This window comes from Burkholderia diffusa (assembly GCF_001718315.1).
Classification (GTDB): Bacteria; Pseudomonadota; Gammaproteobacteria; order Burkholderiales; family Burkholderiaceae; genus Burkholderia; species Burkholderia diffusa_B.
In genome coordinates this window covers 549,097-575,796 of sequence record NZ_CP013364.1, presented here as the reverse complement: position 1 = coordinate 575,796, position 26,700 = coordinate 549,097, and the positions used below count along the sequence as shown (strand labels likewise).

At 65.3% G+C, this 26,700-nt stretch carries 26 protein-coding genes; 11 read left to right on the top strand and 15 right to left on the bottom strand.

Annotation, left to right across the window (positions count from 1 at the left end; all coding sequences use genetic code 11):
• The first annotated feature begins 14 nt into the window (after positions 1-14).
• Both WI26_RS29255 and WI26_RS29250 read left to right on the top strand, forming a co-directional pair.
• On the top strand, positions 15-1,070 hold the full coding sequence (locus WI26_RS29255) for an aldo/keto reductase (RefSeq protein ID WP_059539237.1): 1,056 nt from the start codon (positions 15-17) through the stop codon (positions 1,068-1,070).
• 129 nt (positions 1,071-1,199) lie between these two features.
• Positions 1,200-2,639 carry a DEAD/DEAH box helicase gene (locus tag WI26_RS29250; protein WP_069228154.1) on the top strand — a complete coding sequence of 480 codons (1,440 nt, stop codon included), beginning with the start codon at positions 1,200-1,202 and terminating at the stop codon, positions 2,637-2,639.
• 234 nt (positions 2,640-2,873) lie between these two features.
• On the opposite strand, the gene WI26_RS29245 is transcribed toward WI26_RS29250, so the two are convergent.
• Positions 2,874-3,797, bottom strand: a complete 924-nt coding sequence (locus WI26_RS29245) for a LysR family transcriptional regulator (RefSeq protein ID WP_069228153.1) — start codon at positions 3,795-3,797, stop codon at positions 2,874-2,876.
• Positions 3,798-3,947: 150 nt separating this feature from the next.
• Between WI26_RS29245 and WI26_RS29240 the strand changes: the two genes are divergently transcribed.
• Positions 3,948-4,712, top strand: coding sequence for an SDR family NAD(P)-dependent oxidoreductase (locus WI26_RS29240; RefSeq protein WP_069228152.1), 765 nt, complete (start codon positions 3,948-3,950; stop codon positions 4,710-4,712).
• An 85-nt stretch (positions 4,713-4,797) separates the two neighbouring features.
• The gene (locus WI26_RS29235; protein ID WP_069228151.1) at positions 4,798-5,505 is read left to right on the top strand and encodes a pirin family protein; all 708 of its coding nucleotides are present in this window, start codon (positions 4,798-4,800) and stop codon (positions 5,503-5,505) included.
• A 202-nt stretch (positions 5,506-5,707) separates the two neighbouring features.
• On the opposite strand, the gene WI26_RS29230 is transcribed toward WI26_RS29235, so the two are convergent.
• The 9 genes from WI26_RS29230 to WI26_RS29190 all read right to left on the bottom strand — a co-directional run bounded on the left by WI26_RS29230 (position 5,708) and on the right by WI26_RS29190 (position 13,152).
• On the bottom strand, positions 5,708-6,049 hold the full coding sequence (locus WI26_RS29230; RefSeq protein ID WP_069228150.1) for a cytochrome C oxidase subunit IV family protein: 342 nt from the start codon (positions 6,047-6,049) through the stop codon (positions 5,708-5,710).
• Between the two features lie 8 nt (positions 6,050-6,057).
• A complete protein-coding gene (locus tag WI26_RS29225; RefSeq protein WP_069228149.1) occupies positions 6,058-6,765 on the bottom strand; it encodes a heme-copper oxidase subunit III family protein in 708 nt (235 codons plus the stop codon).
• A complete protein-coding gene (locus WI26_RS29220; RefSeq protein ID WP_069228148.1) occupies positions 6,762-7,376 on the bottom strand; it encodes a cytochrome c oxidase subunit 3 in 615 nt (204 codons plus the stop codon). Before WI26_RS29220 ends, WI26_RS29225 begins: the two co-directional genes overlap by 4 nt.
• Positions 7,373-9,133 (bottom strand): cytochrome c oxidase subunit I, encoded by a 1,761-nt coding sequence (gene ctaD, locus WI26_RS29215; RefSeq protein WP_069228147.1) that lies wholly within the window; start codon positions 9,131-9,133, stop codon positions 7,373-7,375. The genes WI26_RS29220 and ctaD overlap by 4 nt, the downstream gene beginning before the upstream one ends.
• 13 nt (positions 9,134-9,146) lie before the next feature.
• A complete protein-coding gene (locus tag WI26_RS29210) occupies positions 9,147-10,301 on the bottom strand; it encodes a c-type cytochrome (protein WP_059539243.1) in 1,155 nt (384 codons plus the stop codon).
• A gap of 310 nt (positions 10,302-10,611) precedes the next feature.
• Complete coding sequence (locus tag WI26_RS29205; protein WP_059510625.1) at positions 10,612-11,124, bottom strand: hypothetical protein; 513 nt, start codon at positions 11,122-11,124, stop codon at positions 10,612-10,614.
• 56 nt (positions 11,125-11,180) lie between these two features.
• On the bottom strand, positions 11,181-11,690 hold the full coding sequence (locus WI26_RS29200) for a hypothetical protein (protein WP_059510626.1): 510 nt from the start codon (positions 11,688-11,690) through the stop codon (positions 11,181-11,183).
• Positions 11,691-12,012: 322 nt separating this feature from the next.
• The gene (locus WI26_RS29195) at positions 12,013-12,747 is read right to left on the bottom strand and encodes an ABC transporter substrate-binding protein (RefSeq protein WP_069228146.1); all 735 of its coding nucleotides are present in this window, start codon (positions 12,745-12,747) and stop codon (positions 12,013-12,015) included.
• A gap of 111 nt (positions 12,748-12,858) precedes the next feature.
• Positions 12,859-13,152, bottom strand: coding sequence for an antibiotic biosynthesis monooxygenase family protein (locus WI26_RS29190; protein WP_059539245.1), 294 nt, complete (start codon positions 13,150-13,152; stop codon positions 12,859-12,861).
• Between the two features lie 230 nt (positions 13,153-13,382).
• Here WI26_RS29190 and WI26_RS29185 point away from each other — a divergent pair, with 230 nt between their 5' ends.
• On the top strand, positions 13,383-14,789 hold the full coding sequence (locus WI26_RS29185; RefSeq protein ID WP_069228145.1) for an HD domain-containing phosphohydrolase: 1,407 nt from the start codon (positions 13,383-13,385) through the stop codon (positions 14,787-14,789).
• Positions 14,790-14,871: 82 nt separating this feature from the next.
• Positions 14,872-16,644 carry a histidine kinase gene (locus WI26_RS29180; protein WP_069228144.1) on the top strand — a complete coding sequence of 591 codons (1,773 nt, stop codon included), beginning with the start codon at positions 14,872-14,874 and terminating at the stop codon, positions 16,642-16,644.
• 18 nt (positions 16,645-16,662) lie between these two features.
• Here the strand turns inward: WI26_RS29180 and WI26_RS29175 are convergent, their stop codons facing one another.
• From WI26_RS29175 to WI26_RS29155, 5 genes are all read right to left on the bottom strand, one after another.
• Positions 16,663-17,742, bottom strand: coding sequence for a PHB depolymerase family esterase (locus WI26_RS29175; protein WP_069228365.1), 1,080 nt, complete (start codon positions 17,740-17,742; stop codon positions 16,663-16,665).
• 289 nt (positions 17,743-18,031) lie between these two features.
• Positions 18,032-18,415 (bottom strand): GtrA family protein, encoded by a 384-nt coding sequence (locus WI26_RS29170; RefSeq protein WP_059510631.1) that lies wholly within the window; start codon positions 18,413-18,415, stop codon positions 18,032-18,034.
• Positions 18,416-18,430: 15 nt separating this feature from the next.
• On the bottom strand, positions 18,431-19,474 hold the full coding sequence (locus tag WI26_RS29165) for a glycosyltransferase family 2 protein (protein ID WP_059594598.1): 1,044 nt from the start codon (positions 19,472-19,474) through the stop codon (positions 18,431-18,433).
• A gap of 28 nt (positions 19,475-19,502) precedes the next feature.
• The gene (locus WI26_RS29160; protein WP_069228143.1) at positions 19,503-20,882 is read right to left on the bottom strand and encodes a glycosyltransferase family 87 protein; all 1,380 of its coding nucleotides are present in this window, start codon (positions 20,880-20,882) and stop codon (positions 19,503-19,505) included.
• On the bottom strand, positions 20,879-22,117 hold the full coding sequence (locus WI26_RS29155) for a glycosyltransferase family 87 protein (protein WP_069228142.1): 1,239 nt from the start codon (positions 22,115-22,117) through the stop codon (positions 20,879-20,881). The genes WI26_RS29160 and WI26_RS29155 overlap by 4 nt, the downstream gene beginning before the upstream one ends.
• A 1,036-nt stretch (positions 22,118-23,153) precedes the next feature.
• On the opposite strand from WI26_RS29155, the gene WI26_RS29150 reads away from it, so the two are divergent.
• From WI26_RS29150 to cpaB, 5 genes are all read left to right on the top strand, one after another.
• Positions 23,154-23,336, top strand: a complete 183-nt coding sequence (locus tag WI26_RS29150; RefSeq protein WP_059510635.1) for a Flp family type IVb pilin — start codon at positions 23,154-23,156, stop codon at positions 23,334-23,336.
• Positions 23,337-23,503: 167 nt separating this feature from the next.
• A complete protein-coding gene (locus WI26_RS29145) occupies positions 23,504-23,710 on the top strand; it encodes a Flp family type IVb pilin (RefSeq protein WP_059510636.1) in 207 nt (68 codons plus the stop codon).
• 31 nt (positions 23,711-23,741) lie between these two features.
• On the top strand, positions 23,742-24,281 hold the full coding sequence (locus tag WI26_RS29140) for an A24 family peptidase (protein WP_069228141.1): 540 nt from the start codon (positions 23,742-23,744) through the stop codon (positions 24,279-24,281).
• Between the two features lie 32 nt (positions 24,282-24,313).
• A complete protein-coding gene (locus WI26_RS29135) occupies positions 24,314-25,714 on the top strand; it encodes an ATP-binding protein (protein ID WP_069228140.1) in 1,401 nt (466 codons plus the stop codon).
• A gap of 34 nt (positions 25,715-25,748) precedes the next feature.
• Entirely contained in the window at positions 25,749-26,594 is an 846-nt protein-coding gene (gene cpaB, locus WI26_RS29130) for a Flp pilus assembly protein CpaB (RefSeq protein WP_059539253.1), read from the top strand.
• Positions 26,595-26,700: the final 106 nt, after the last annotated feature.

Here is a 26,700-nt window from a genome sequence, read left to right as displayed (position 1 = left end):
CGAAGGAAGCAGCCATGAAATACAAGCAACTGGGCCGCACCGGCCTGTACGTGTCCGAGCTGTGTCTCGGCACCATGACGCTGGGCGGCAATGCCGATGCCGGCATGTGGGCAGCGATCGGCGCGGTCGGCCAGGACGACGCGACGCGACTGATCGCCCGCGCACTGGACGAGGGCATCAACTTCATCGATACCGCCGACATCTACTCCTTCGGTCAGTCCGAACGGCTCGTCGGGCAGGCGCTTCGGGACCTCGGCGTTGCGCGCGGCGAGATCGTGCTGGCGACGAAGACAGCGGGCGTGATGGGCGCGAAACCCAACGATCAGGGCGCATCGCGCGGCCACATCATGGATTCCGTGCAGCGAAGTCTGGAACGGTTGCAGGTCGACCATATCGACCTTTACCAGATCCATGCGAACGATCCCGTGACACCGATCGAGGAGACGCTGCGGGCGCTCGACGATCTGACGCGTCAGGGGCTGGTTCGCTATGTTGGAGTCTCGAACTGGCGCGCCGGAAAGATCGGCAAGGCGCTCGGGCTCAGCGAAGCGCTCCATGCGACGCGCTTCGAGACACTGCAGGCCTACTATTCGATCGCCGGACGCGATGTGGAGCGCGAGCTGGTGCCGCTGGCGATCGACGAGCAGATGGCGCTTCTCGTCTGGTCGCCGCTCGCTGGCGGCCTGCTTTCGGGGAAGTTTGGTCCCGGGGCGCCGACCGAAGACGGGGCGCGACGCAGCCATTTCGATTTTCCGCCGGTCGATCTCGAGCGCGCGTGGCCGTGCGTTGCCGCGATGCGCGCCATCGCGGACGCGCGACGCGTGTCGGTCGCGCGGATCGCGCTCGCGTGGCTGCTCGCCAAACCGCATGTCACGAGCGTCATCATCGGCGCGAAACGCGTCGAACAGCTCGAAGACAATCTCGGCGCGGTCGACGTCGCCCTGACCGAGGACGAGCTTGCGCATCTCGATGCCGTGAGCGCGTTGCCGCCCGAGTATCCTGGCTGGATGATCGATCGTCAGGCGGCGGGCAGGCTACCGCGACCTTTCACGCGTGCCGTGCCGAAATAGGCAGGTGACGGGCGGCCCTTGTGATGCTCGAAGGGATCGCCCGACGCCGAATGCTGCTCCGCACCGGCTATCCCCACGGCGATCATCGCGGCAACCGCTAGAATTGCGGTTTTAGCCCGGAACACGCCCATGTCTTTTGCCTCGCTAGGCCTGATCGATCCCTTGCTGCGTAATCTGCAGGGCCTCAATTACCAGACACCCACGCCGGTGCAGGCCAAGGCGATTCCCGCTGTACTCGGCGGCAAGGACGTCATGGCCGCGGCACAGACCGGCACCGGCAAGACGGCGGGTTTCGCGCTGCCGCTGCTGCAACGACTGGTGCGGCACGGGCCGGCGGTGTCCAGCAACCGTGCGCGCGTTCTCGTGCTGGTGCCCACGCGCGAACTGGCTGAACAGGTGCTGCAGAGTTTCGTGGAATACGGCAAGGGTCTCGACTTGCGATTTCTGGCAGCCTATGGCGGCGTGAGCATCAACCCGCAGATGATGAAGTTGCGCAAGGGCGTGGATGTGCTCGTCGCCACGCCGGGCCGGCTGCTGGATCTCAATCGTCAGAACGCGGTGCAGTTCGATCAAGTGCAGACGCTGGTGCTGGATGAAGCCGACCGCATGCTGGATCTGGGCTTCGCACGCGAACTCAACGCCGTCTTTGCCGCGTTGCCGGTGCAGCGCCAGACACTGCTGTTTTCCGCGACGTTTACCGACGACATCCGCGCGATGGCGGCGAGCATTCTGCGCGATCCGGTCAACATCAGCGTCAGCCCACCCAATGTCACCGCCAGCAAGATCAAGCAGTGGGTCGTGCCGGTGGACAAGCGGAACAAGCCTGACCTCTTCATGCACCTGGTGGCCGAGAACAACTGGGGCCACGCGCTGGTGTTCGTCAAGACCCGCAATGGCGTGGATTACCTGGCGGCCATGCTGAACGATGCCGGCTACGCGGTCGACACCATTCACGGCGACAAGCCGCAACCGGCGCGCCTGCGTGCGCTGGAGCGCTTCAAGACGGGCGAAGTGCAGATGCTGGTGGCCACCGATGTGGCTGCGCGCGGGCTGGACATCGACGACTTGCCGCTGGTGATCAACGTCGATCTGCCGATCGTGGCGCAAGACTACGTGCACCGTATCGGCCGTACCGGCCGCGCGGGCGCGAGCGGTGTGGCGGTATCCCTCGTGTGTGCCGATGAAGCACCGCAACTGGCGGCGATCGAGGCGCTGATTCGGCAGACGCTGCGTCGTGAAGAGGAGCCGGGTTTCGAGGCGGAACATCGCGTGCCGGAAACCAGCGCGACAGGGCAGATCATCAAGAAACCCAAAAAGCCGAAGAAGCCGAAAGTGCCGCAGGCCGGGATGAGTGCCATGCCGGCGGCTGGCAAGAAGCCACGGCCGCAGGGTGGGGAAGGCAAGCGCAAGTCGGCCGGGCAGCGCGCCGGGGCGGCGGGCAAGGCGACGAGCCTGTCTAGCGGAAGCCCGTTCAGCGTGCAAAAGCCGCGCGGCAAACCCGCCGGCAAGGCGGCGGCGGGGGCGCGGAAACCGGCCGGCAAGCCGGCGGGTGGTCGCGGTACGCGCTAATGCTGATCGTGCGTTAGCGGTTACCGATTTGTGGTGGAACAGCGGGCGGCAGGTTTTGGCGCGCTGTTGGCCAACTGCGACCAGTCAGGATGAAACCCTATTAGGCCGCTTCGATCGTTAAAGCGGCCTTTCATTGTCATATCTTCAAACGGGCTGCGCCGTCGAGAATGCCTGTGCAGCAGCCATCGTATCCAGTGCCTCGCGCGACCTCGGCGCTGCGCTGGGCGCCTGCCTTCATTGCGGCTTTGGCCATCGCCACGTGGGATCGGAAAGATGCTCGGCGAAGTAATCGGATAGCGCCGCCACCTTCGCAGGCCGCGCACGCGCCGACGGCGTGACGAAGTACAGACCGCCCTTTGTCAGCGACCAGTCCGTGAGGATCGCTTCGAGGCGGCCATCGGCCAGATACTCGGCGGCGATGAATTCGGGCAGTTCGGCGATCGCCAGGCCGTCCAGCAACGTGGGCAGCAACGCATCGGAATTCGTCACGCGCAGCGGGCCGGTCGGCATCACCGGTTCCTCCTCGCCCGCGTCGTTCGTGAAGCGCCAGACATCGCTACGCGCGCGATACGCGTACGAAAGACAGGGCCGGTCCGCCAGTTCGCGCGGGTGAGTGGGCCGCCCCTCGCGCTTCAGATATTCCGGCGACGCCACGACGTATTGTGTCACCGCGCACAGCCGCCGCGCCACCAGCGACGAATCGGGCAACGCGGCAATGCGCAGCGCGGCGTCGAAGCCGTCGGCGACCAGATCGACCGATGCATCCGATAGATGCAGGTCGATCGACACCTCCGGATACGCGCGAAAGAACCCCGGCAGCAGCGGCGCGACCCAGCGCAGCCCGAACGACATCGGCACCGCCAGACGCGCCAGCCCGCGCGGCTGCACCGACATTTCGCGCGCCGAGCTCTCTGCTTCTTCCGCCCGGCGGTAGATCTCGCCGGCCTTCTCGCAGATCGTGCGGCCGAACTCGGTCAGCGAAAGCTGGCGCGACGTGCGGTTGAAAAGCCGCGCACCCAGCCGGTCCTCCAGGCGGGCCACGGCGCGCGAGACCGTCGCCACCGACACGCCCATGGCGCGCGCCGCAGCCGCGAACGATCCCTCCTCTGCGACCTTCGCGAACATCGCGAGTCCTTCGAAATCAGGCAGTTTCGCCATTTCGTCTCATCTTTTCATTTGTGCAACGTTAAGTTGCGATCAATTCTATTTCGAAAAGACAGGGCCGTCGATATTCTCCTTACATCGCAGCACGCAACACCGAACCAGCCAACGCCCACGTCTACCGAACGAAACGAAAGGAGCACTACCATGGCACGCAAACTCGACAACAAGATCGCACTCGTTACCGGCGCAACCAGCGGCATCGGCCTCGCCACCGCCCAGCGCTTCGCGGCCGAAGGCGCGCACGTCTACCTCACGGGCCGTCGTCAGGCCGAACTCGACATCGCCGTGAAAAGCATCCGTGAAGCGGGCGGCGAGGCGACTGGCGTGCGCGTCGATTCGACGAAGCTGAACGAGCTCGACGCGCTGTACGCGCAGATCAAGGAAGAACAGGGGCGCCTCGACGTGCTGTTCGCCAACGCAGGCGGCGGATCGATGCTGCCGTTCGGCAACATCACCGAAGAACACTTCGACGAGACCTTCAACCGCAACGTGAAGGGCGTGCTGTTCACGGTGCAAAAGGCACTGCCGCTGCTCGCCACGGGCGCGTCGGTGATTCTCACGGGTTCGACGGCAGGCAGCGCAGGCACGGCGGCGTTCAGCGTGTACTCGGCGTCCAAGGCTGCGGTGCGCTCGTTCGCACGCAACTGGATTCTCGACCTCAAGGACCGCCAGATCCGCGTGAATACGATCAGCCCGGGCGCGACCCGCACGCCGGGCCTGCTCGATCTTGCCGGTAACGATGCTGCCCAGCGCCAGGGGCTTGCCGATTACCTGGCAGCTCAGATCCCGATGGGGCGCCTCGGCGAGCCGGGCGAGATCGCAAGCGCGGTGCTGTTCCTGGCCTCGGACGACGCGAGCTTCGTGAACGGCATCGAATTGTTTGTCGATGGCGGCCAGCAGCAGATCTGAGCGCGGCTAAGGTGCGTGGGGCGCGGTGAACGCGATCTTTGATGCTCGCAAATCCGCCCCCAACGTACCGGAACCGGACTCCGCCATGATTGAACACCGGCCTTTTCTTACACTTCGCGCATTCCGGCGCGGCGATGTCGACGCGCGCCAGCATTTCACCGCGGGCGAACCCGATCGCGCGGACCATGCGCAGCTCGATCCGCTCCACGTGTGGAACGACGTTGAATTCGCGCCGCACTCGGACCTCGGCATGCATGCTCACCGCGAAGTCGAGATAGTCACGTGGGTGCGTTCGGGCGTCATCACGCACGAAGACGACGCGGGCAATCGCGCACGTCTGGTCGCTAACTCCGTCCATGTGCTGAGTACCGGAACTGCGATCCATCACACCGAGCGCAACGAGGAAAATCTACCCGCACGGCAGTTCCAGATCCTGCTACGTCCGCGCACACTGACCAGTACCGCGCGCTGCGCGACGCGAGTCTGTTCGCTCGGATGTCGTGAGGGCCGATTCGTTACGTTGGCGAGCAGCGACCCGGCGGATGTCAGGGCCGGCGCGTTGCCCATTCACGCCAACGCGCGTGTACGTATCGCGACGCTGCGTGAAGGCACGGTGATGCAGCACGCTTTGCCGGTGCCCGGTTCTGCATATTTGGTTGCAGATCATGGGCGACTGGACGTCGGGCCGATCACGCTGGCGCGACGCGATGGCATTGCCATCAAGGGTGAAACGGGGCTCGAGTTGAGGGCGCGTGACGACACGGATGTCGTGATCGTCGAACTCTTACGCTAGCGCAAGCGACAGTGAGCGTTTAGGTTGCTGTTTTCAGGTGCACTGTAGACGTAGATACGGACTTTGCCGATGGTAGAGATGGGGCGGCACCGGCCAATCACCTTTAACGGCACCTGTCCAAAGTCAACCATTCGCACGCAAGCGCATCAGATAATACGTAACCCGAATCATCGGCCACGCGATGCACAGACCAGAAAACCGATCAATGAAAGAAGAGTGCCCGCATTCCGAAGGTATGATTCGCTTCAGCCGCCATCAGCACCATGAGCACCAGCAGGCACAGCGGCGGTATGAGAATCGCATACACCAGCGCGAGCCGTTCCCACATCATGTGCATGAAGATCGATACGATCAGCCCGGCCTTGGCGATCATCAGCATGACGATCAGCACCCATCGCAACAGGCCCTGCACGTGAAAGTAATCCACCAGATACGACAACGTGCTCAGGACGAACAACAGGCCCCAGATTTTCAGGTAGATGCCGATCGGGTGCTGCTGGCCGTGCGCGGCGTCGGGTCGATCGGCGGGATCGGTGTGGTCCATGGCCTGCCTCACCACAAATAGAACAGCGCGAAGATGAACACCCACACCAGGTCGACGAAGTGCCAGTACAGGCCGGCGATCTCGACGATCTGGAAGTTGCCGTGCTCGGTGAACCCTGGCCGCAGGATCTTGCGTGCGATCAGCAGCAGATAGATCACGCCGCAGGTCACGTGAAAGCCGTGAAACCCGGTGATCATGAAGAAGCACGCGCCGAACTGCGTGGCGCCCAGCGGGTTGCCCCACGGGCGAATACCTTCATGGACGATCAGCTTGGTCCATTCGAAGGCCTGCATCGACACGAACGTCACGCCGAGCAGCGCGGTCGCCAGCAACAGTGCGGCGGCGCGCGTCGCATTGCGCCGGTAGCCGAAATTGACGGCCATCGCCATGGTGCCGCTGCTGGTGATCAGCGTGAACGTCATGATGGCGATCAGCAGCAACGGCACGTCGACGCCAGCCACGGTGAGTCCGAACACCTTGGACGTGTCGGGCCACGGCGCCGTGGTCGACATACGCACAGTCATGTAGCCGATCAGGAAGCTGCTGAAGACGAAGGTGTCCGACAGCAGGAAGATCCACATCATCGCCTTGCCCCACGGCACCTTGAAGGCTTCGCGATCGGCCGACCAGTCCGTGACGATGCCGCGCCAGCCGTCAGGGCCGGCGTCGGCGGGCGGAGTGGCAGCGGATTCGGGCGGCGGCGTGGGCGAGGTCATGGCGCGGCTCCATACAGCGGCCCGCAGATGGCGGCGACAAACACGGGGGTGAGCCACCACATCGCCGCCAGCAGCACGAGCCAGACCGCCAGCAGGAAATGCCAGTAGAGGGCGCATAGCGAAATGGCGCGTTGAGCCCGGAACGGATCCCCATGCCTGCGTCGCGCGATCGTCACGGCCCAGGCCGCCAATCCACCGACCACGTGCAATCCGTGCAGGCCGGTGAGCAGGTAGAGGAAGCTGTTGGAAGGATTGGCGATGACGGTCTGCCCGGCCGCCGACATCATGCGCCACGCGGCCATTTGCCCGATCACGAACACGGCGGCCAGCACACCGCCGCACACCAGCAATGCCATGCGGTGCACGGTCAACTGCCGGGCACGCTGCATGGCAACGCTTGCCAGCGCGAGCGCGCCGGTGTTCCACCACAGCAGCGCCGGATGCGGGACGGGCAGCCAATCCGGCTCGCGCATGCGCATGCCGTAAGCGAGCAGCAGCAGTGAAAACAATGCCGTTGCCACAGCCATGAACACGATCAGGCCGATGCGGCTCGCATTCGGCAAACCGGGCGGCTGCGTGTCGGGAACGAAGGTGCGCGGCAGCGTGGTCATTTGCGTGCCTCGCCGGGTTGAAGCGTCGTGCGGGCCGGTTCCGGTTCGGGTGCCGTCGCGGGCGGCTGGTTTTGCGGGACGAAGTCTTCCGCTTGTCCCGGCGGGCTGTATTCGTACGCCCACCGATAGACGACGGGCTGCGCGTCGCCCCAGTTGCCGTGCGCCGGCGGCGTTTGCGGCGTCTGCCATTCCAGCGTGGTGGCCCGCCATGGGTTGCCGTCGGCACGCTCGCCGCGCACGAGGCTCCACGCCAGGTTGTACAGGAACAGCAACTGCGCCACCGCCACGATCAGCGCGACGACGGTGATGAAGGTGTTGAGCGTCTGCGCCGAGTGCGGGATGAAGCTGTATCCCTCATACGCGTAATACCGCCGAGGCATGCCGAGGATGCCGAGATAGTGCATCGGGAAGTAGATCGCGTAGGTGCCGACGAAGGTAACCCAGAAGTGTGCGCGCCCGAGCGTGTCGTCGAGCATGCGGCCCGTCACCTTCGGATACCAGTGGTAGATGCCGCCGAACACCACGAGGATTGGCGACACGGCCATCACCACATGGAAGTGCGCCACCACGAAGTACGTGTTCGACAGCGGAATGTCCACGCTCACGTTGCCGAGATAAAGCCCGGTCAGTCCGCCGAGCACGAAAGTGCTGATGAAGCCGATGGCAAACAGCATCGGCACGGTCAGGTGGATGTCGCCGCGCCACAGCGTCAGCACCCAGTTGTAGACCTTGAGGGCGGTCGGGATGGCGATGATGAGCGTGGTGGTCGCGAAGAAGAATCCGAAGTACGGATCCATGCCGGCGATGAACATGTGATGCGCCCAGACCACGAAGCTCAGGGCGCCGATGATGACGATGGCCCACACCATCATCCGGTAGCCGAAGATGCTCTTTCGGGCGTGGGTGCTGATGAGGTCCGACGCGATGCCGAAGGCCGGCAGCGCGACGATGTAGACCTCCGGATGTCCGAAGAACCAGAACAGGTGCTGGAACAGCAGCGGGCTGCCGCCGGCATGCTTGAGCGACTGCCCCATCGACACCACGGCCGGTATGAAGAAACTGGTGCCGAGTGTCCGGTCGAGCAGCATCATCACCGCCGATACGAACAGCGCCGGAAATGCGAGCAGCGCCATGATGGTCGCGATGAAGATGCCCCACACCGTGAGCGGCATGCGCATGAGCGTCATGCCGCGGGTGCGCGCCTGCAGCGTGGTGGTGACGTAATTCAGGCCGCCCATGGTTGCCGCGACGATGAAGATCGCCAGCGATACGAGCATCAGCACGATGCCCCATTCGACACCCGGCGTGCCGGGCAGGATGGCCTGGGGCGGGTACAGCGTCCAGCCCGCACCGGTCGGCCCGCCGGGCACGAAGAAGCTTGCCACCAACACCAGCACGGCCAGCAGGTAGACCCAGTAGCTCAGCATGTTGAGAAACGGGAATACCATGTCGCGCGCGCCCAGCATCAGCGGGATCAGGTAGTTGCCGAAGCCGCCCAGGAACAGCGCGGTCAGCAGGTAGATCACCATGATCATCCCGTGCATGGTGACGAACTGGTAATAGTGGGTGGCGTCGATGAAGCTGAACTTGCCGGGAAAGCCGAGCTGCAACCGCATCAGGTCCGACAGGACGAGGCCGACCAGACCGATGGCGATGGCCGTCAGCGAATACTGCACGGCGATGACCTTGTGGTCCTGGCTCCAGACATAGCGGGTCCAGAAGCTTTTGGGGACGTGGTCGATGTGCGCGTAGGGCATTGCGTCTGCTCCGCTAGGGCTGGCGGTTGGCCGCGCTGCTGGCAGCCGGGCCGCCTTGCGATTCGATGTAGGTCACGAGCGCGGTGAGCTCCTGCTCGCTCAGGTCGAAATGCGGCATGATCGGCGCGTACCCCTTCACGACGCGGGCCGTCGGGTTGCGGATGAACGCGCGCAGATAGGCTTCGTCCACCTTCGCGGTGCTGCCGTCGGCCATCGTTTCGGTCTTGCCGTACAGGCCCTTCCAGGTCGGACCCACGCGCGGGCTGCCGTCCACGGTATGGCACGCGAAACAGCCCTTGGCTGCCGCGAGCGCCTTGCCCTGGTCGGCAAGCGCTTGCGCGCTGCCGCCCGCCGTGGCGGCTGCGGCCTCCACGCCGGCCTGCTGCCGCTGCGCGAAAGTGGTCTGCTGCGCCAGCCAGCGCGAGAACGATGCTTCGTCTTCCACCACCACCACGCCGCGCATGCTGGCGTGCCCGAGACCGCAAAGCTGCGCGCACAGGATGTCGTAACGCCCGGCCCTGGTCGGCGTGAACCAGAAGGTCGTCACCATGCCGGGCACCATGTTCATGCGCGCACGGAACGGCGGCACATAGAAGTCGTGCAGCACGTCGAGCGACCGTGTCAGAACCTGGATCGGCCGGTTCAGCGGGAGGTGGACCTCGGGCGTCTCGATCAGGTAGTTGTCGCGGCCGTTGGGGTCGGCCGGGTTCAGGCCGAATGGGTTGTCGTTGCTGACGTAGCGCACGTCCGTCGTGCCCAGCTTGCCGCCGGGGCCGGCAAAGCGGAAGCGCCATTGCCATTGCCGGCCGAGCACCTCCATCTGCAGCACGTTGCGTGGTGGCCGGATGTAGTCCGCGTAGACGAAGAGACCGGGCGCCAGCAACGCCGCCACGCCGACGGCGGTCAGGCCGATCAGCCACCATTCGAGCCGCCGGTTGTGCGGCTCGTAGGCCGCGCGATGCCCGCCGCGGTGGCGGTATCGCATCAGCGCGATTGCGATGAACAGGTTGATCGCGATGAAGAATGCGCCGGTGATGACGAGCGTGATCGTCAGCATGTCGTCCATGCGCACCCAGTTGGACGCGATCGGCGTGATCCACCAGGGACTGGCAAAGTGAAACCCCACCGCCAATGCGATGATCACGATCAGGGCAATCGCAAGCGCCATGGGCCGCCTCGCCGCGCGTCACTCGCCGGAGCCGCCAACTCGCGCTTCCGGCATCGTCGTGCCGCCTTGCCGAATTTCGTATTACATTTTGCCGGCAGTCCACCAAGACCAATTCGCCAAGCGTCGTCGGCGGCTCTAAGGAAAAGGTAGTCCGCTCCTTTGCATCGTGCAAGGCAGCGCACGGGGGGAAGTACGCCCCCATACCCGCATCGCACGATCGATGGCCACTTCCCGCGGCGACGCGCAAGACGGCCGCCTTCGGCATGGATTGTCGAGGCAGCCGTGTCGCGCGGCGCGAAGAAACGGCGTGTCAGTGCATCGCGTTCTGCTTGCGCCGTTCAAGCATGCCGTAGACGACGGCGGTGACCACACCGAAAAGCAGGTTGGCCAACAAGGGACCGGATCCTCGCTCCGAGATGAACCATGGGAATACGGCCGTCATCACGTAGAAGTTCCATATGTACGCGACGATCCCGAAAGCCAGCCCGACGACGGCCTCCATGCCGACGCTCGAATCGAAGCGGAACGGGGCCATGATCGCGGCAAGGATCATCCCCATGATGGCGCCGAGCACGTAGTGCAGCAGCAGCGCCGTTCCCACGATGCCGAAGCTGAACACCGACATCTGTTCGAGCGCACCGCGGCCCATCACCATTGCCGCGATCTTGTGGGTCGGTTGCCACGGGCTTTCATCGAGCACCATGGTCGACCAGAAGAATTCGAGCACGATCACCAGCGCACCACCCGCAAGACCCGCTACGGCAGCGGCGAGCCAATCCGGCATGCGCCGTTGCCAATGGTGTGATTGCATGTGCAGTTCCATAGGACCTCCTTGCCGAAGGATCAACCTCGGCACTCAGGCAGACCGGTTTCCGGGTGTCAGGGGAAAACCGGTGACGTAGGCTCGCCACCCTCCAGATCCGCCTTCGGAAAATGCCGGGCGATCATCTGCTCGATTTCCTGTTCTCGCAATGCCGGCACGTCGGCCATGATCAGAATCTGGCCTTCCTTGATTGCTTCACGAAATCGCTCGAGTCGTGCGTTCGGCTCGGCGATGCCGATCATCCCGGCCGTCCATGCTCCGAAACCGGCACCCACCACCGTCAACGCGACGACGGCGCCGCCCGCGATCACGAGCTCGGCAGGAGGGTAGACAAGCGCGACGAGACCAATGAGCGCGCCCGTTGCGCCGCCGAGTGCGACGCCACGCTCGAGCGCGTGCACGACATCGCTGCTTTGCAGGAGAGATGCTTCGGGCAACTCATCAAGTGTGACACTGTGGTCGGCGAGAACGTGGATATGGCGCCAGGTGATGCGAGCGCGGAGCAAGTCATCCACGATCGCCTTCGCCATCTGCGTGTCGGGTACGAGGAAATAGAGGCGCCTCATGTCGGCCCCCTTTTTTCAGTCTGGAGTACGTTCTATTTTATGTCAGCATCGGAAACGTGCAGCCTGCGCGCGCACATGGTTACACGCGACCACGCTTCAGTGCGGCCGGTCTACGCTCGATTGCGCTGTAAAGGGGGGCGAACAGCACATCGACGGAAATCCACACGGAACCTTTTTTCGCACCCTTCGCGCGTCGGCGCATTGCCGCCGCCCGACCCCGAACGTCGAATGTCGTCGGCCGGTACGCCGGCAATCCGGCCCGCGTGAGACCCGGGCTCACGGCCGTCGGGCGCCACGGCCCGGCGAGCCGGCGATGTGCCCGTCAGCGTGGCGGCGCGACCGATGCGCCCGTGATGCCATGCCGCCGCAGCGAATCCGCGACGAAGCCCGACGCCTTCATTTCCTCGACGAACGCGCCGAGGAACGCGGCGGCTGCTTCGCCGCGGCTCTTCGGCACGCCCATCGCCTGGCGGATCACCATGAAACGCTCGTCGAGCAGGCGCAGGCCCGTCGTCTTCGCCGCGTCGGCCTCGAGCTGCTGCTTCACGCCCGCCGCGACCTCGAGCTGCTGCTCGATGAACGTCGCAACCACGGCTTGCGATGTCGGCGCGCGCACGATCTGCGCGGCCTTCAGCTCGCGCGAGAGGAACAGGTCGTACGCGCTGCCCTTGCCGACGGCCACGCGGTTGTGCGGCTGGTCGACGTCCGCGTTGCCTCGGATCGGCGAATCGTCGCGCACGAGATAGAAGCCTTCGATCAGCACGTAAGGTTCGGTGAACGCGACTGTTTCGCCGCGCAGCGGATCGACCGCGAAGAAGCCGAAATCGGCGCGTTCCTCGGTCAGCGCCTGTACCGACTTGCCGGCGGCGTCGAACACGACGAGTTCGAGCTCGGCCGACAGCCGCTCGGCGAGCGCGCGCGCGAGGTCGATCGATACGCCGAACGGCTCGCCGGTGGCCGGGTCGCGGTTCGCGAGAATCGGATTGCCCAGATTGATCGACGCGCGCAGCTTGCCGGTCGGGGTGAATGCGGAAAGGACGGAAGGATCGACGGTCATGAAAGGGCTCGCAAGGAATCGGATGTGCCGGAACGGCGGGCGATCAGGGCGCCGACGCAGCGTCGTCCGCGACGGATCGGTTGGCGCGTGGCGACGGTTGTTTCGCGTCGGTTACTTCACCGCGACTTCCGTATGCACGACTTGCGGCGGGCTCTTGAAGAACGGCCCGGCGAGTTGCCGCCACGCCTGGAAGTCGTCCGATTGCCGGAAATGCACCATGTGATCGTCGACGGTGTCCCATTTGACGACGAGCAGGTAGCCGCCGTCGCGCTCGATCACGCGGTGGAGCTCGGCGCCGCCGCAGCCGCGCGCGCGGGCGAACAGCGGGAGTGCCTGGCGAACCGCCGCTTCGAATTGCTCGGCCTGCGACGGATCGATTTCGAGGGATGCCATTTCCAGAATCATGAATGCTCCATGCGGGGTGAATGATGCGACGGGGCGCGCCACGATCGACGCGTCCCGCAACGATACCGGAAGTCCGCATCGCGCGTTCCGGACGACCGGCTTGCGCGCGGCCGATCGTGCGCCGGATACCGCTGATTCGCGTCATGCGAATCAGCGTTTTCCCCAATATGGAATGCGCGGCAGGAGCCGATGTCACAGAGGTAGTGAAGATAAACGCTCCGAGGCCTGCCATGACGACATCCGCGATAAACGGAACGAATGATGCATCACCCGAAACGATCGCCGAAGCCGCATCCGACAACCCGGTCGCCATCCCTTCGATCCTGCTGGTCGATGATGAACCGAGCGTACTGTCCGCGCTCAAGCGCGTGTTGCGGCCCGCGCGCTACGACATCCTGACCGCCGAAAGCGGGGAAGCCGCGCTCGACATCCTGGCGTCGACCGAAGTCGACCTGATCGTATCGGACATGCGCATGCCGAACCTGAGCGGCGCGGCGTTTCTCGCCCGCGCCCGGTCGCTGTACCCGGACACGATGCGTATCCTGCTCACCGGCTATTCCGACATCGCGTCGATCGTGGAGGCCGTCAACGAAGGCGGCGTGTATCGCTACCTGAACAAGCCATGGGACGATCACGACCTGCTGATGACCATCGAGCAGGCGCTCGAACAGCGGCGCCTGCGTGGCGAGGCCGCCCGGCTGGCCGCGCTGACCGAAGCGCAGAACGAAACGCTGCGCCGCTTCAACACGGAACTCGAAACACAGGTTCGCGCGCGCACCGAGGAACTCGGCCAAACCGTGATGTTTCTCGAAGCGGCGCAGCACGACCTGAAAAGCAGTTTCACCGCGATGGTGCAGGTCTGCGCGAGCATGATCGAGATGCGCTGCGGGTCGGCGAGCGGGCATGCGATGCGCGTCGGCGAGATCGCGCGCCGTCTCGCGCTGTCGGCGGGAATGAGCAGCCTGCACGCGCAGGACGTGTATTTCGCGGGGCTGCTGCACGGCATCGGCAAGCTGTCGCTGCCCGACGAGCTGTTGCACAAGCCGATCGTGAAGATGACGACGGACGAACACAGCCTGTTCCAGCAGCACCCGCTGCGTGCGCAGATGGTGCTCACGCCGGTCGCGCAATTGCATAAGGTCGCGTCGATCGTGCTGCATCAGTACGAGCGATTCAATGGACGCGGCACGCCGGACGGGCTCGCGGGCGACGCGATTCCGCTCGGCTCGCGGATCGTCGCGATCGCGCGCGATTTCGAAGGGTTGCGCAACGGCGAGATCGGGTCGCCGCATTCGGTCGAGCAGGCGATCGACGTGCTGCACTCCCAGGCCGGCGTGCGTTACGACCCGTTGCTCGTCGCGCGCTTCATCGAACTGGTGCGGGATCCGGCGAGCCTGCGCATCGCGGCGTCCGTCGCGGAGGTCCGGTCCGAGCAGTTGCGCGAAGGAATGCAGCTCGCCGATGATCTGCGCACGCATCGCGGGGTGCTGTTGATGACGAAGGGCAGCGTGATGTCGGCGCACCAGATCGAGCTCGTGCGCCGTTTCGAGGCGCGCGAAGGCACGACGTTCGACATTCTCGTGCTGACCGGCGCCACGGCGTCGACACAGGCGCCGGCCGGCACGCCGCCTGCCTGACGTCGCGCGGGACTGCTCGGCCGTCGCGCGCGATCGGTCACGCGCCGCGGCAACGCGTTCATATCGACCGGGGCGCTCGATCATGCATGGCACCTACAATCTGCTGCTCGTCCTGCTGTCGCTCGTCATCGCGACACTGGCCTCCTATACGGCGCTCGATCTGGCCGCATTCATTTCGCTGCTCGACAACCCGACGCTCAAGCGCGCGTGGCTGGCAGGCGGCGCGGCCGCGATGGGCACCGGAATCTGGTCGATGCATTTCGTCGGCATGCTGGCGCTGTCGCTGCCGATCCCGCTCGGCTATGCGCTGCCGGATACCGGCGCGTCGCTGGCGATCGCGGTGCTCGTGTCGTATTTCGCGCTGAACGTCGTCACGCGCGCGCGGTTGAGCCGCCGGCGCCTGCTGGCGGGCGGCGTGCTGATGGGCGCCGGGATCGTCGGGATGCATTACACGGGCATGGCCGCGATGCGCATGGCGCCCGGCATTCGCTACGATCCCGCGTTGTTCGCGGCGTCGATCGGCGTCGCGGTGATCGCATCGACCGTCGCGCTCTGGATGGCGCAGACGTTGCGCGCGCAACAGGCGCGCCATGCGACCACGCAGCGTATCGGCGCCGCGCTGATCATGGGCATCGCGATCACGGGCATGCACTACACCGCGATGGCGGCCGCGCATTTCGCGCCGGATGCGCGCTGCGGCGCCGCGAACGGAATCGATGCACCGTGGCTCGCGACGACCATCGCGCTGTTCACGATGGCGACGCTGATCGTCACGCTGCTCGTTTGCCGCTTCGATGCGCGCACGACCTTTCTGCGCGGCATGACCGGCACGCTCGAACGGCTCGTGCGCTTGCGTACCGCGGAGCTGGAAACGGCGTTGCGGCGCTACGAACAGACGACGGCGATGCTGCAGCGCACGCGCGAGAACATGGCGACCGAGATCGACGAACGCCGGGCGGCGCAGAGTCGGCTCGAACAGGAGAAGGACGAACAGCGGCGCCTGCTGCGCGCGCTCGAGGAAACCCATGTGCAATTGCTGCAATCGGAAAAACTCGCGTCGATCGGCCAGCTCGCGGCCGGCGTCGCGCACGAGATCAACAATCCGATCGGTTTCATCAGCGCGAACCTCAATACGCTGAGAACGTGGGTGCGAAGCCTGCTCGACGTGATCGCCGCGCACGACGCCGCGCTGGCGCAGCTCGAACCGGCGACGCGCGACGCGCTGACGGCGATGCGTGGCGCGTCTGATCTGGACTACGTGCGCGACGAGATCGTGACGCTGATCGACGAATCGATCGACGGCGCGGTGCGGGTGCGGCGGATCGTGCAGGACCTGCGTGATTTCTCGCGACCGGGCAGCGGCGAGTGGAGCGTGGTGGATATTCACGCGGGCCTCGAAAGTACGCTCAACGTCGTCCACAACGAACTCAAGTACAAGGCCGACATCGTCCGTGAGTACGGCGACGTGCCGCAAGTCGAATGCCTTCCGTCGCAGTTGAACCAGGTGTTCATGAACCTGCTCGTCAACGCGGCACAGGCGATTCCGGTGCGCGGCGTAATCACGATCCGCACGTCGAGCGACGGCGAACAGGTGACGATCGCGATCAGCGATACCGGAACCGGCATGACGCCCGACGTCGTTCGGCGGATCTTCGATCCGTTCTTCACGACGAAGCCGGTCGGGCAGGGCACGGGGCTGGGGCTGTCGGTGTCGCACGGCATCGTCGAGCGTCATCGCGGCGCGATCGACGTGACGAGCGAGCCGGGGTGTGGCACGACGTTCTGCGTTCGACTGCCGATTCGGCGCATGGAGGGCCGCGCGGATGCGGCGGCGGCAGCCGAGCAGCGGGCATGACCGAGGAATGACGCGCTGTCACCGCACGCGCTTGCGCCGCCGCCTGCGAAAGAAATTCCAGAACATCGCGGTCGCGTCCGGCCCCGTCGCCGAATGGAACGCCTCGCGCGGATCGCCGCCGCTCCACGCGTGCGCCAGACGGCGGACGACGCAGATCCGAACGATCAGCCGGCCGCCGCGCAGATAGTCGGTGTAATCCGCATCGTCGTGCGTGTAGGTATGTTGCTCGCCGGCACGCAGTTCACCGTGCTCGTCGACGAGCCGATTGATCCGCGCGAACGCGACGCCGAGCTGCCGCGCGTTTTGCTCGGCGACGACCGTATCGAGCCCGCCATGCACGACGAGCGCGGGCATCCCAGGAAAAGCGCGCACGTCGACGCAGGCGTCGACGATGCCGATCGGATCGTCGCGCAGGCCGCGGCGCATCAGGCTCATCGCCGCCATCGTCGACAACGGCGGCGCGATGGCCGGACCCGAGTGCAGGCCGACGGCCGCGAACAGATCGGGAAACTCGATCGCCAGCCGTGCCGCCAGCCCCGCGCCGGCCGACATGCCGGCCAGGTAGATCCGGTCGCGGTCGAACCCGCGCGCCTGCACGATCGCGTCGACCAGTGACGCGATCGCCGGGGCTTCCGACTGCGACGCATCGCCATGCCAGTTCCAGCAGCGATGCGAATGGGCGGTTTTCGCCTGTTCGGGAAACAGCACGGCAAACCCGGCGCGTTCGGCGATGCGGCAGATGCGCGTGCCGGCGGCGAACGATTCGGCCGTCTGCTTGCAGCCGTGCAGCATCACGACGACGGGCATGCCATCGCTCGGCGCCGAAGCGGCGGGCAGGTACAGCGCATAGGCGAGATGGTTGACGAGGCGGCCGGCGGCCGGGCGCGCGGAATGAAACGACCGCAGCCACGTGCCGGGTGCCTGGTGCGGCGATGTCCGCGCGGCGGGCGCCGGCCCTGTGCGACGCGGGGGCCGTATGTCGGTGGAGCGCTTGGCCACTGCCGCCGGTTTGGTCGTCTTCCTTTTGGGGCGCGTATTCGCGGCGGCGGAAAACAGATCGAACGGCCGTAGCCAGAGGCTGGATTTTTTCCTGGGCATGGGCGAATCTCGTGCCGCCGGCTCGCGCGACAGCATGCGGCGAAGCCGGGCGCTGGATGGAAGGCGAATGTGAGTGGCATCGCACAATGCGTGCCGCGGAAAGCGTCCGCGCCGAAGTGCTTCGGCACGGCCGACACGGGGAGCGGCTGACCGACGGAACACCACGCCCCGCGACACCGATCCGGCAGCGTCCCGATGCGGACCGGCCACGCACCATGCTAGCAGGCGTTGGTCGTCTCCGGCGCGATGCTTTCGTGACCGATCAGTGAATACTCTGACCCCAGTGCCGTCACCGATACGTCCACAACCGATGCATCACGAACATCGTCGGCGGGATCAGCAGCGCAATCGCAACGATTGCCCAGCCGCGCGGCACATCGAGCAGCTCGGCGGTGCGTGCGAGCAGCATCGTTTCGGCGAAGCCGGCCAGCGCGGCGGTCAGATAGCGCAGCAGGTTGCGCGAATGCACGGTCGACGAGAAACTCCACAGCGTATTCGCGAGATACGAGAACGCTGTCGCGCAGACGAACGCGACGGCGTTGGCGATCACCTGAGTCGCATCGAACAGCGCGTACATCGCGGATGCGATCAGCAGGTGCAGCGCGGTCGAGCCAAGTCCGGACAAGCCGAAGCGCACGAGCCGCACGCGCTCGGCAAAAAGCAGTTCGAACATCGTCAGCTCCGCAGCTCAGCGCGCACCCACCCGCACGCGGGCCGGCTGCGCGCGGCGGCGTGCGTTCGGGCGCCGCGCATCGCGCGCGATCGGCAGCTCGATCACCTTGGCGTGCGTCTGGTAGCGGCGGCGAATCAGATAGACGGGGCGTTGCTTCGATTCGTCGTAGATGCGTCCGATGTACTCGCCGACCACGCCGATGCCGACGAGCTCGATCCCGCCGATGAACAGTGTCACCGACAGCAGCGACGGATAGCCGAGCACCGGGTTGCCGAACAGCAGCGTGCGGGCCACGATGAACGTACCGTACAGGAATGCGAGCGCGGCGATGCCGAGGCCGATGTAGGTCCAGCTGCGCAGCGGCACGGTGCTGAAGCTCGTGATTCCCTCGAGTGCGAAATTCCACAGCTTCCAGCCGGAGAATTTCGAGTGGCCGGCGCTGCGCGCTTCGCGTTGATACTCGATGATCACGGTCTGGTAGCCGACCCACGCGAACAGTCCTTTCATGAAGCGATGGCGCTCCGGGAGGCTGCGCAACGCGTTTACGACCTTGCGGTCCATCAGCCGGAAGTCGCCGACGTTCTCCGGCAGCTTCACGTCCGACAGCATGTTGTGCACGCGATAGTAGATCGCCGCAGCGGTGCGCTTCGCGAACGAATCGCATGCGCGGCTGCTGCGCTTCGCGGCGACGACTTCCGCGCCGTCGCGCCAGTGCTCGAGCATCACCGGAATCAGGCTCGGCGGATCCTGCAGGTCGGCGTCGAGCGGAATCACCGCGTCGCCGGCCGCTTCGTCGAGGCCGGCCGTCAGCGCCGCTTCCTTGCCGAAGTTGCGCGTGAGATCGATGACGCGCACGCGGCGATCGGTCATGCTGACCCGGATCAGGCGTTCGAGCGTGTCGTCGCGGCTACCGTCGTTCACGCAAACGATCTCGAAGCGGATCGCGTCGAGGCCGGCCATTAGCGGAATCACGACGTCGAAAAAGCGTTCGACGGCTTCGCCTTCGTTGTAGAACGGTACGACCAGCGAAACAAGTGGAGTGTAGAGTGGTTCGCGCATGATGGGTTCCCCTGTAACGTCGTGCGTGTCAGCGGCCGGCACCGAAGGTCGGGCGGCCGGTGCGGCGCAGTCCGTGCGCCGGGCGGTGGTGTGAGCGGACCGGATGCGGGAAGCCGGTCTCGGTCGAGTTGTCGCGTGCGTCGGGCATCGACGGCATGTCGTGCCTTTCTTGTGCAATCCGGCTGACGAGCAGCGCCAGCGACGCCAGCGTGACGAGCGGGATGAACTGGAACGACAGATGAGGCACCAGTACGAGGCCGGCCAGCGGCATCACCCACAGCAGCATCAGCCATTCGCGGTCGAAGCGCCGCCAGCCGTGCGTCCATGCATAGCGTGCGTACCACGCGATCACGAGCCCGTACCAGGTCAGGTCGTAGTCGTACAGGTAGGGGCCGACGGTCAGGGACGCGCACACGAGGGTGGCGGCGCGCAGCGCATACGAACATGCACCGCGCCACGAGTACACGACGGCGAGCGCGGCGATTGCGGCAGACAGCAGCTGCAGGCCGAGCGCGACGGAAGTGTTCCAGCCCGCGCTCGTGGCGAGCACGAACACGGTCGGCATGCGTGCGAGCCGTGCTTGGCCGGCGCCGACGATCTGGTATGCATCGTGCAAGCCGTGAGCGAAGGCGATCCATGCGTCGACGCCGAACATGAGCGTCGACAGTGCGACGCCGCCGGCAATCGTCGCGGCCCAGGCGGTCAGCGTACGCCATTGTCCGGCACACAGCAGCGCGAGCGGAAACAGAACCGCCATCTGTGGCTTCATCGTCAGCATGCCGAAGCAGATGCCGGCGACGACGGGACGGCGATTCAGCATCAACAGCCCGCAGCCGGCGATCGTCGCGGTGAGGAGGCTCGTCTGACCGACGAGCACCGTGAGAAACGCGCCGGGGAACGCGAGTGCGCAAAGCAGAGCGGTGTCGCGCTGTACGGTTGCCCGGATCGTTGCCACGAACAGCGAGTAGGTGACGCCGAGCCACAGCAACTGCGCGAGCAGGTACGGCAGCCAGCCGAGCGGCAGCACGAACAGCAGCATCGTGGGCGGGTAGAGCCACGGCAGCGAGCCGTCCGCGGCGCTCATCGTCGGAATCGCGAGCTTCTCCACTTCGAACAGCGAAGGAAAATGCCATGCGCTGACTCCGTGTCCGTGGGCGGCGAGCCGCGCAGCACTCCAGAGCGGCGCGAGATCCTGCGCCAGCGGTTCGGGAATGGATGTGTGCGACCAATACACGCGAGCGAGGTACACGCAGATGAACAGCAACTCGGTGAGCAGTACCGCTGCCGCATAGAGGCGCACCCGATCGCGGTTGAGCCAGTGCGGGAAACGGCGCGGGCCGGCGATCGGCAGCTCCGGATGCGCGTCGATGGCCGAATCGACGTGCAGAAGGGAAAGCGGCGGCTTCATTGCGCACCCCGCGGGGCGAGAGTTGCGCGACGCACGACGATGAACAGTACGGCGAGCAGCACGACCGAGCCGATCTGAGGCAGCTTCGTGATCCGGTTGAACACTTCGAATATCGGCAGTAGCCAGGCGAGCACGATCACGATCTGGTCTCCCGGCAACCAGCCATCGTCGAGTCCGTGAGCGATCAGGCAGAAGACCGCGATGCCGAGCCAAGCCAGCTCGTAATGCCACAGATAGGGTGTCGTCAACAGCGTCGCGACCGCCAGCGCCGCGCCGCGCAGCCGCATGTCGTCCGTGCGGCGCCACACTTGAACGGCGGCAGCGATTGCGAGCAGCCCCACGGCGGTTTGCGCGGCAAGCGCGACCGGAATCGATGCTCCCGCGAGGCGGAGTGCCGCGAATGGCGTCGGTGAGACGAACCAGTAGGCAGGAAGGGTGAAATGCATGCCGCGCACGATCGACATCACGTGAGCCAGGCCGCTCAGCGCTCCCGTGCCGGTCAGCGCGATGCCGGCCACCGCGAACAGCACGGTCGTGATCGCCGCCGACGCGAAGGTGCGCCACGAGCGCGTCGCGATCAGCACGAACGGAAACACCATCGCCATCTGCGGCTTGATGGCGAGCAACCCGATCAGCATGCCGGCGACGATCGGGCGTCGGCCAAGCAAATGCAGCGCGAGTGCCGCGATGCCGGCGGTCAGGATGCTGTTCTGCCCGTACAGGACGGACGCGAACACGCCGGAGTAGGCCAGCACGACGAGCGCGGCAGCGCGCGGAACAGGCAGGTGCGCACGCAGGCCCGACAGTCGCAGCACGGCATACGCGTAGCATAAAAGACTGCCCGCAAAAAAGAGGAAATACGCGGGCAGGAAAGGCACGAGGGCAACCGGCGCGATGAACAGCAGCATCGTCGGCGGATAGAGCCAGGGCAGCGACTGGTGACCTATATAGGCACCGAACCTCGCGACCTCGGCATGAGAGAAGAAGACCGGATCGTAGATCGCTGCGGCGTGGCCTTGCAGCACGAGCTGCGATGCGGTCCAGAACACGGAGAAGTCGACGCCCGGACGTGCGGCCGTCTGCGATGTGAAGGCATCCGTTACGACAGCCCAGGTGATCAGAAACGCCACGCACAGCAGCAGCATGATGCAACTGTATGGAACGATTCGGTCTGCTGTCAGCCATTGAGCACAGCGTTTGGCGCGATAGCGCACTCCACGATTGGCTGTGTACATGATGCCCCGTTTGCGGTGAAGGCTGCCTGATCTGCCGCAGCTTTTTGTGTTGTCGTGTATCCGGTTCGATTCGCGCTCGATGGCGCTTTCCGGTGAATGCATTGTTGGAGAAAAAATCGCGTGATGCAAACCACGGGCTGAATCGTGAAATCGCGATTCGACCGCGACATGGCTGAAAAACGGGTTTTCACGTCTGAGAAAACCGTATCGGCGCAAATGATGTTTCTCGCTTGAAACATTCCGTGTTTTTGCCCGGTCCGGCGGCGTGCGGAATTTGCGTCGGGCGACGGGCTGCATGGATTCGGGAAAGTCCCGAGAAAATTTTTTGTGGCCCTTGCACAGCACGACGGGGCCCGGCCGGCAGGCGGTGCCGGCCGGCATGCGTATATCAAATCTGAAACATTTCGTGCATCGCGCCAGTACGCGACCGACGGGGAAATCGCCGGAACCCTTGCTGCGCCTGGGTTTCTTTCCGGCTGGCCTGCTCTTTGCGTCAAGGTCCGCACGACAGTCGACGACGAGATGAACGACCGGTTGAAGCAACAGACTGACAAAACCGGACTCAATCACCTGCGGAAAGCGACGGATCGAGGGCGCGTCGGGGAATACGCCGCCCAGGTCCTGAAAACCGCCGGAAACGTCGACCGAGCGAATAGACGACGGCATCGTCCGCGCAACAAGAATCACATGACAGCATTTGGGGAATAAAAATGAAAGACCAGAGCACGCCGCGGCTTGCATGCCGTGAAGAAGACCCGCAGTGGTATCGACGCGTTTGCGTCATCCGTTCAATCCGTATTCATGCCCGGGACGGTCATTACGCCGTTCTGCTCGATCGCGTCATTCGCCAGATCGCAGCGTGCATGCATATCGCTCGCATCAGCTCACCGACGATCGTTCGCCCAGCGAGGCTCGTACCCTGCCGTGTGCGTCGCTGAGCGCTGCATTCGAATCCTTTTGTTGTGCCGGTAGTACCCGCTCCCCGCGTCGATCCGCGACAACGGGGTTTTCATAGCAGTCCGAAAGGAGAATAGCCATGTCCACGTTCATCCAGAAAGTCCGCGGTTTCGTCCAAGACGAGCAAGGCGTGACGGCCATCGAATATGGCCTGATTGCCGCGCTGATCGCAGTGGGCCTCGTCGCAGCACTGACGACGGTCGGGGGCGACCTCAAGGACGTCTTCAACACGATTGCGGACGACCTCAACGCGGCGATCTGAATGGCGGGGCGGCGAACGGCGGGTCCGGCCCGTTCGTCGCCATCCCGTCGCTCGTGCAGGGCCGGACTCTCAACCAACAGATGTCGAATGGACCGAACGGCGGATGACTCGGCCGGTGCAGTGCTCGAGTCTCCCCGCTCTCGTGGTCAACCGATTCGGAGGCTGTCATGCGGACCAGCGGACGTGCGGTAGCGGTATCGCGATGGATCGACGACGAGCAGGGCGTGACATCGATCGAATACGCGCTGATCGCGGCAGTCTTCGCCACCATCGTGCTGGGAAGCGTGGTCACCCTGAAAGGATCGGTTCAGGACGCGTACGACATGATCGCGTCGATCGTGACTGCGGCGGTCAATACCGCATTGGGTCAGTGATCCCGGCCATTACAGCCAATCGAGGTTCGCCATGTTGCCTGCCGCGCTGCCTTACCCGATTCCGTTGTGCGTGACCGTGCTCGTCGTCGTCGCGGCCAGCACCGACATCACGAGCCGTCGCATCCCGAACCGGCTCGTCGCGATCGGGCTGGCCGGTGCGCTGATCGCCCAGTGCGCGCTGCACGGGGTACAGGCGGGCGCGCTTGCGTGGCTTGCCGGCGCGGCGACCGGCTTCGGCATGCTGCTGCCGTTCTATCTGCTGCGCGGGATGGCTGCGGGCGACGTGAAGCTGATGCTGGCCATCGGCGCATGGGTCGGCGCACAGATGACCTTCTACATCGTGCTGGCCACCTTTCTGGCCGGCGGAATCGGCGCGATCGGCCTTGTTTTGCTGCGCGGGCGCCTGCGCCAGATGTGCGCGAACGTCTGGGCGCTCGTCGCGCATCGCTCGATGCGCGCGTATGCAGGGGCAACCGACGGCCCCGTGGAAGTCGCGTCGGTCGGCGCGTTGCCGTATGGCGTGGCGATTGCCGCCGGCACGCTGGGCATGCTGTTCGTTTCGTGCGTCTAGCGCGACGAACCCGCAACGAGGATGACACGTACATGAACACGATCCCCACCGAACCGAAGCGCGACGCGCAGGTTACCCACCTGCCGCATCCGTCGCCGTCGCGGGAGGCGCACACGAAGCCTGGCACGCAGTTGCCTGCGGCACCGCGCTCGCTCGAGGAAACCGGACTGAGCCAGACGTTCGTCGCGGGGCTCGTGCTGAAATCGACGCTGGTGCTCGGCCGCCCGTCATACGGCGACCTGATCGAGCGCCACTGCCTGCCGCTCGCGGTGCTGGACGACGTCTTCGCGTTCCTGGTGCGCGAGCATCTGGTCGAACTTACCCATCGCGGCAAAACGGACCTCGACGTGACGTTCCGCCTGACCGACGCGGGCCGCGTGGCCGCGCTCGAAGAGTCCGCGCGCAGCACCTACAGCGGGCCCGCGCCGGTGACGCTCGACGCGTATCTCGACTGCGTGTCCACCCATTCGGTGCGCAAGCTGCGCGTCGCCCAGAACGACGTGTGGGCCGTATTCGAAGGCGTCGTGATGGACACGTCGATACTCGACTCGGCCGCCGCCGCGCTGAATTCCGGCCGTCCGCTGCTGATCTACGGCCCCGCCGGCAGCGGCAAGACCTTCCTCGCCGAGCGGCTCGGCGCGTTGATGGGCGGCCACGTACCTGTGCCGTATGCGGTCCATGCCGCCGGGGAAGTGATCCAGATCCACGATCCGCTTGTGCATGTCGACGCGCCGTCGCAAATGGAGGGCCAGTCGGTCGATCGCCGCTGGCGCCTGTGCGAGCGGCCGGTCGTGATGTCCGGCGGCGAGCTGACGCTTGACGAGCTCGACCTGCGCCGCGATGAAGCGGCGGGCTTCTACCAGGCGCCGCCGCACATGAAGGCGAACATGGGTATGTACATCATCGACGATCTCGGCCGCCAGCGTGTCGAGCCGCGCGACCTGCTCAACCGCTGGCTGCGCCCGCTCGATCGCGGCGTCGATTTCCTGACGCTCGAGTCCGGCAACCGATTCGTGCTGCCGTTCGACGTCTGGCCGGTGTTCTCGAGCAACCTCGCGCCGGAGCAGTTCGCCGACGACGCGTTCCTGCGCCGGCTCGGATCCAAGCTTCACGTCGGCGCGCTGTCGATCGACCACTACCGCGCGGTGTTCGACACCGCATGCGAGTCGCTCGGGCTGGTGTCTTCACAGGACGCCTTCGACTATCTGCTGCACCGGCTGCACCTGCCGACCGGCAAGGCATATCTCGCATGCTTCCCGATGGATCTGCTGCGCCTCGTCGCCGCCGGCGCGCGGTATCGAGGCGATCCGCTCGAAGTGACGCACGACGCGCTGCACGACGCATGGGCCAGTTACTTCGGCACGGCGCCCGAGCGCGACGGCGGGTATCTGCCACCTGCCGATCACGGCAGTCGCACGTCCATAACCGGTTGAGCCGTTCTTTCACGATTCGTTGAGGAGCATTGCCATGAAAAACAGTCGAGCGCTCATGATGCTGATCGTCGCGATGGTCGCGGGGCTTGCCGCGGTCGTGTTCGCGTCCCGCTGGTTGATGAATACATCCAGCAGCTCGGTCACGTCGGTCGCGGTGGCGACCACCGACCTGAACCTGGGCGAGCCGCTCGGGCCGAATCAGATCCGCCTGGTGAGCTGGCCGTCGGGCAGCGTGCCGACCGGCGCATTCACCGACACGAAGGAACTCGAAGGGCGCGTCGTGCGCACGAGCCTCGCGCGCGGCGAGCCGGTGATCGAGTCGAAGCTCGCGCCGGTCGGCACGAAGGGCGGGCTGTCCGCGGTGATCGCCGACGGCAGCCGCGCGATCACCGTGCGCGTGAACGACGTGGTCGGCGTCGCGGGTTTCGCGCTGCCGGGCAACTACGTCGACGTGATCGTCAACACGCAGGAACAGCAGGGCAAGACGGACGGGCAGAGCATCTCCAAGATTGTGCTCGAGCACATCCTCGTGCTGGCCGTTGCGCAGCAGGTCAGCCGCGACGACACCGCACCGAAGGTCGTCAACGCGGTCACGCTCGAAGTCACGCCCGAACAGGCCGAACGCCTCGACCTCGCGCGCAGCGTCGGCACGCTGTCGCTGGTGCTGCGCAACCAGGTCGACCAGAAGACGCTGACGACCGATGGCGCGACGAAGCTGACGCTGCTCGGCAAGGCCCCGGTACCCGACGCGCCGCCCGCACCGGTTCACGAACACGTACGGACCGTGCGCGTGCACGTTGCGTCGCACGCGGCACCGGAAGCGCGGCGCGATTGTGTCGGCGTGCTGACCGGGGTACGAGGCAGCGTCGAATGCTTCTGAAATGCTTCCGAAGCCGTAGAACAAACACCAGACAAACAGAGTAACCAGATCGGCCGCCGTCAGGGCACGGCGGCCTTGGAAGTCGACAACCGGCGGCTCGCCGGTC

Bases quoted from the DNA above. Each gene is read 5' to 3' on its own strand.
- WI26_RS29255 (WP_059539237.1), top strand. From the start codon at position 15: ATGAAATACAAGCAACTGGGCCGCACCGGCCTGTACGTGTCCGAGCTG.
- WI26_RS29250 (WP_069228154.1), top strand. From the start codon at position 1,200: ATGTCTTTTGCCTCGCTAGGCCTGATCGATCCCTTGCTGCGTAATCTG.
- WI26_RS29245 (WP_069228153.1), bottom strand. From the start codon at position 3,797: ATGGCGAAACTGCCTGATTTCGAAGGACTCGCGATGTTCGCGAAGGTC.
- WI26_RS29240 (WP_069228152.1), top strand. From the start codon at position 3,948: ATGGCACGCAAACTCGACAACAAGATCGCACTCGTTACCGGCGCAACC.
- WI26_RS29235 (WP_069228151.1), top strand. From the start codon at position 4,798: ATGATTGAACACCGGCCTTTTCTTACACTTCGCGCATTCCGGCGCGGC.
- WI26_RS29230 (WP_069228150.1), bottom strand. From the start codon at position 6,049: ATGGACCACACCGATCCCGCCGATCGACCCGACGCCGCGCACGGCCAG.
- WI26_RS29225 (WP_069228149.1), bottom strand. From the start codon at position 6,765: ATGACCTCGCCCACGCCGCCGCCCGAATCCGCTGCCACTCCGCCCGCC.
- WI26_RS29220 (WP_069228148.1), bottom strand. From the start codon at position 7,376: ATGACCACGCTGCCGCGCACCTTCGTTCCCGACACGCAGCCGCCCGGT.
- ctaD (WP_069228147.1), bottom strand. From the start codon at position 9,133: ATGCCCTACGCGCACATCGACCACGTCCCCAAAAGCTTCTGGACCCGC.
- WI26_RS29210 (WP_059539243.1), bottom strand. From the start codon at position 10,301: ATGGCGCTTGCGATTGCCCTGATCGTGATCATCGCATTGGCGGTGGGG.
- WI26_RS29205 (WP_059510625.1), bottom strand. From the start codon at position 11,124: ATGGAACTGCACATGCAATCACACCATTGGCAACGGCGCATGCCGGAT.
- WI26_RS29200 (WP_059510626.1), bottom strand. From the start codon at position 11,690: ATGAGGCGCCTCTATTTCCTCGTACCCGACACGCAGATGGCGAAGGCG.
- WI26_RS29195 (WP_069228146.1), bottom strand. From the start codon at position 12,747: ATGACCGTCGATCCTTCCGTCCTTTCCGCATTCACCCCGACCGGCAAG.
- WI26_RS29190 (WP_059539245.1), bottom strand. From the start codon at position 13,152: ATGATTCTGGAAATGGCATCCCTCGAAATCGATCCGTCGCAGGCCGAG.
- WI26_RS29185 (WP_069228145.1), top strand. From the start codon at position 13,383: ATGACGACATCCGCGATAAACGGAACGAATGATGCATCACCCGAAACG.
- WI26_RS29180 (WP_069228144.1), top strand. From the start codon at position 14,872: ATGCATGGCACCTACAATCTGCTGCTCGTCCTGCTGTCGCTCGTCATC.
- WI26_RS29175 (WP_069228365.1), bottom strand. From the start codon at position 17,742: ATGCCCAGGAAAAAATCCAGCCTCTGGCTACGGCCGTTCGATCTGTTT.
- WI26_RS29170 (WP_059510631.1), bottom strand. From the start codon at position 18,415: ATGTTCGAACTGCTTTTTGCCGAGCGCGTGCGGCTCGTGCGCTTCGGC.
- WI26_RS29165 (WP_059594598.1), bottom strand. From the start codon at position 19,474: ATGCGCGAACCACTCTACACTCCACTTGTTTCGCTGGTCGTACCGTTC.
- WI26_RS29160 (WP_069228143.1), bottom strand. From the start codon at position 20,882: ATGAAGCCGCCGCTTTCCCTTCTGCACGTCGATTCGGCCATCGACGCG.
- WI26_RS29155 (WP_069228142.1), bottom strand. From the start codon at position 22,117: ATGTACACAGCCAATCGTGGAGTGCGCTATCGCGCCAAACGCTGTGCT.
- WI26_RS29150 (WP_059510635.1), top strand. From the start codon at position 23,154: ATGTCCACGTTCATCCAGAAAGTCCGCGGTTTCGTCCAAGACGAGCAA.
- WI26_RS29145 (WP_059510636.1), top strand. From the start codon at position 23,504: ATGCGGACCAGCGGACGTGCGGTAGCGGTATCGCGATGGATCGACGAC.
- WI26_RS29140 (WP_069228141.1), top strand. From the start codon at position 23,742: ATGTTGCCTGCCGCGCTGCCTTACCCGATTCCGTTGTGCGTGACCGTG.
- WI26_RS29135 (WP_069228140.1), top strand. From the start codon at position 24,314: ATGAACACGATCCCCACCGAACCGAAGCGCGACGCGCAGGTTACCCAC.
- cpaB (WP_059539253.1), top strand. From the start codon at position 25,749: ATGAAAAACAGTCGAGCGCTCATGATGCTGATCGTCGCGATGGTCGCG.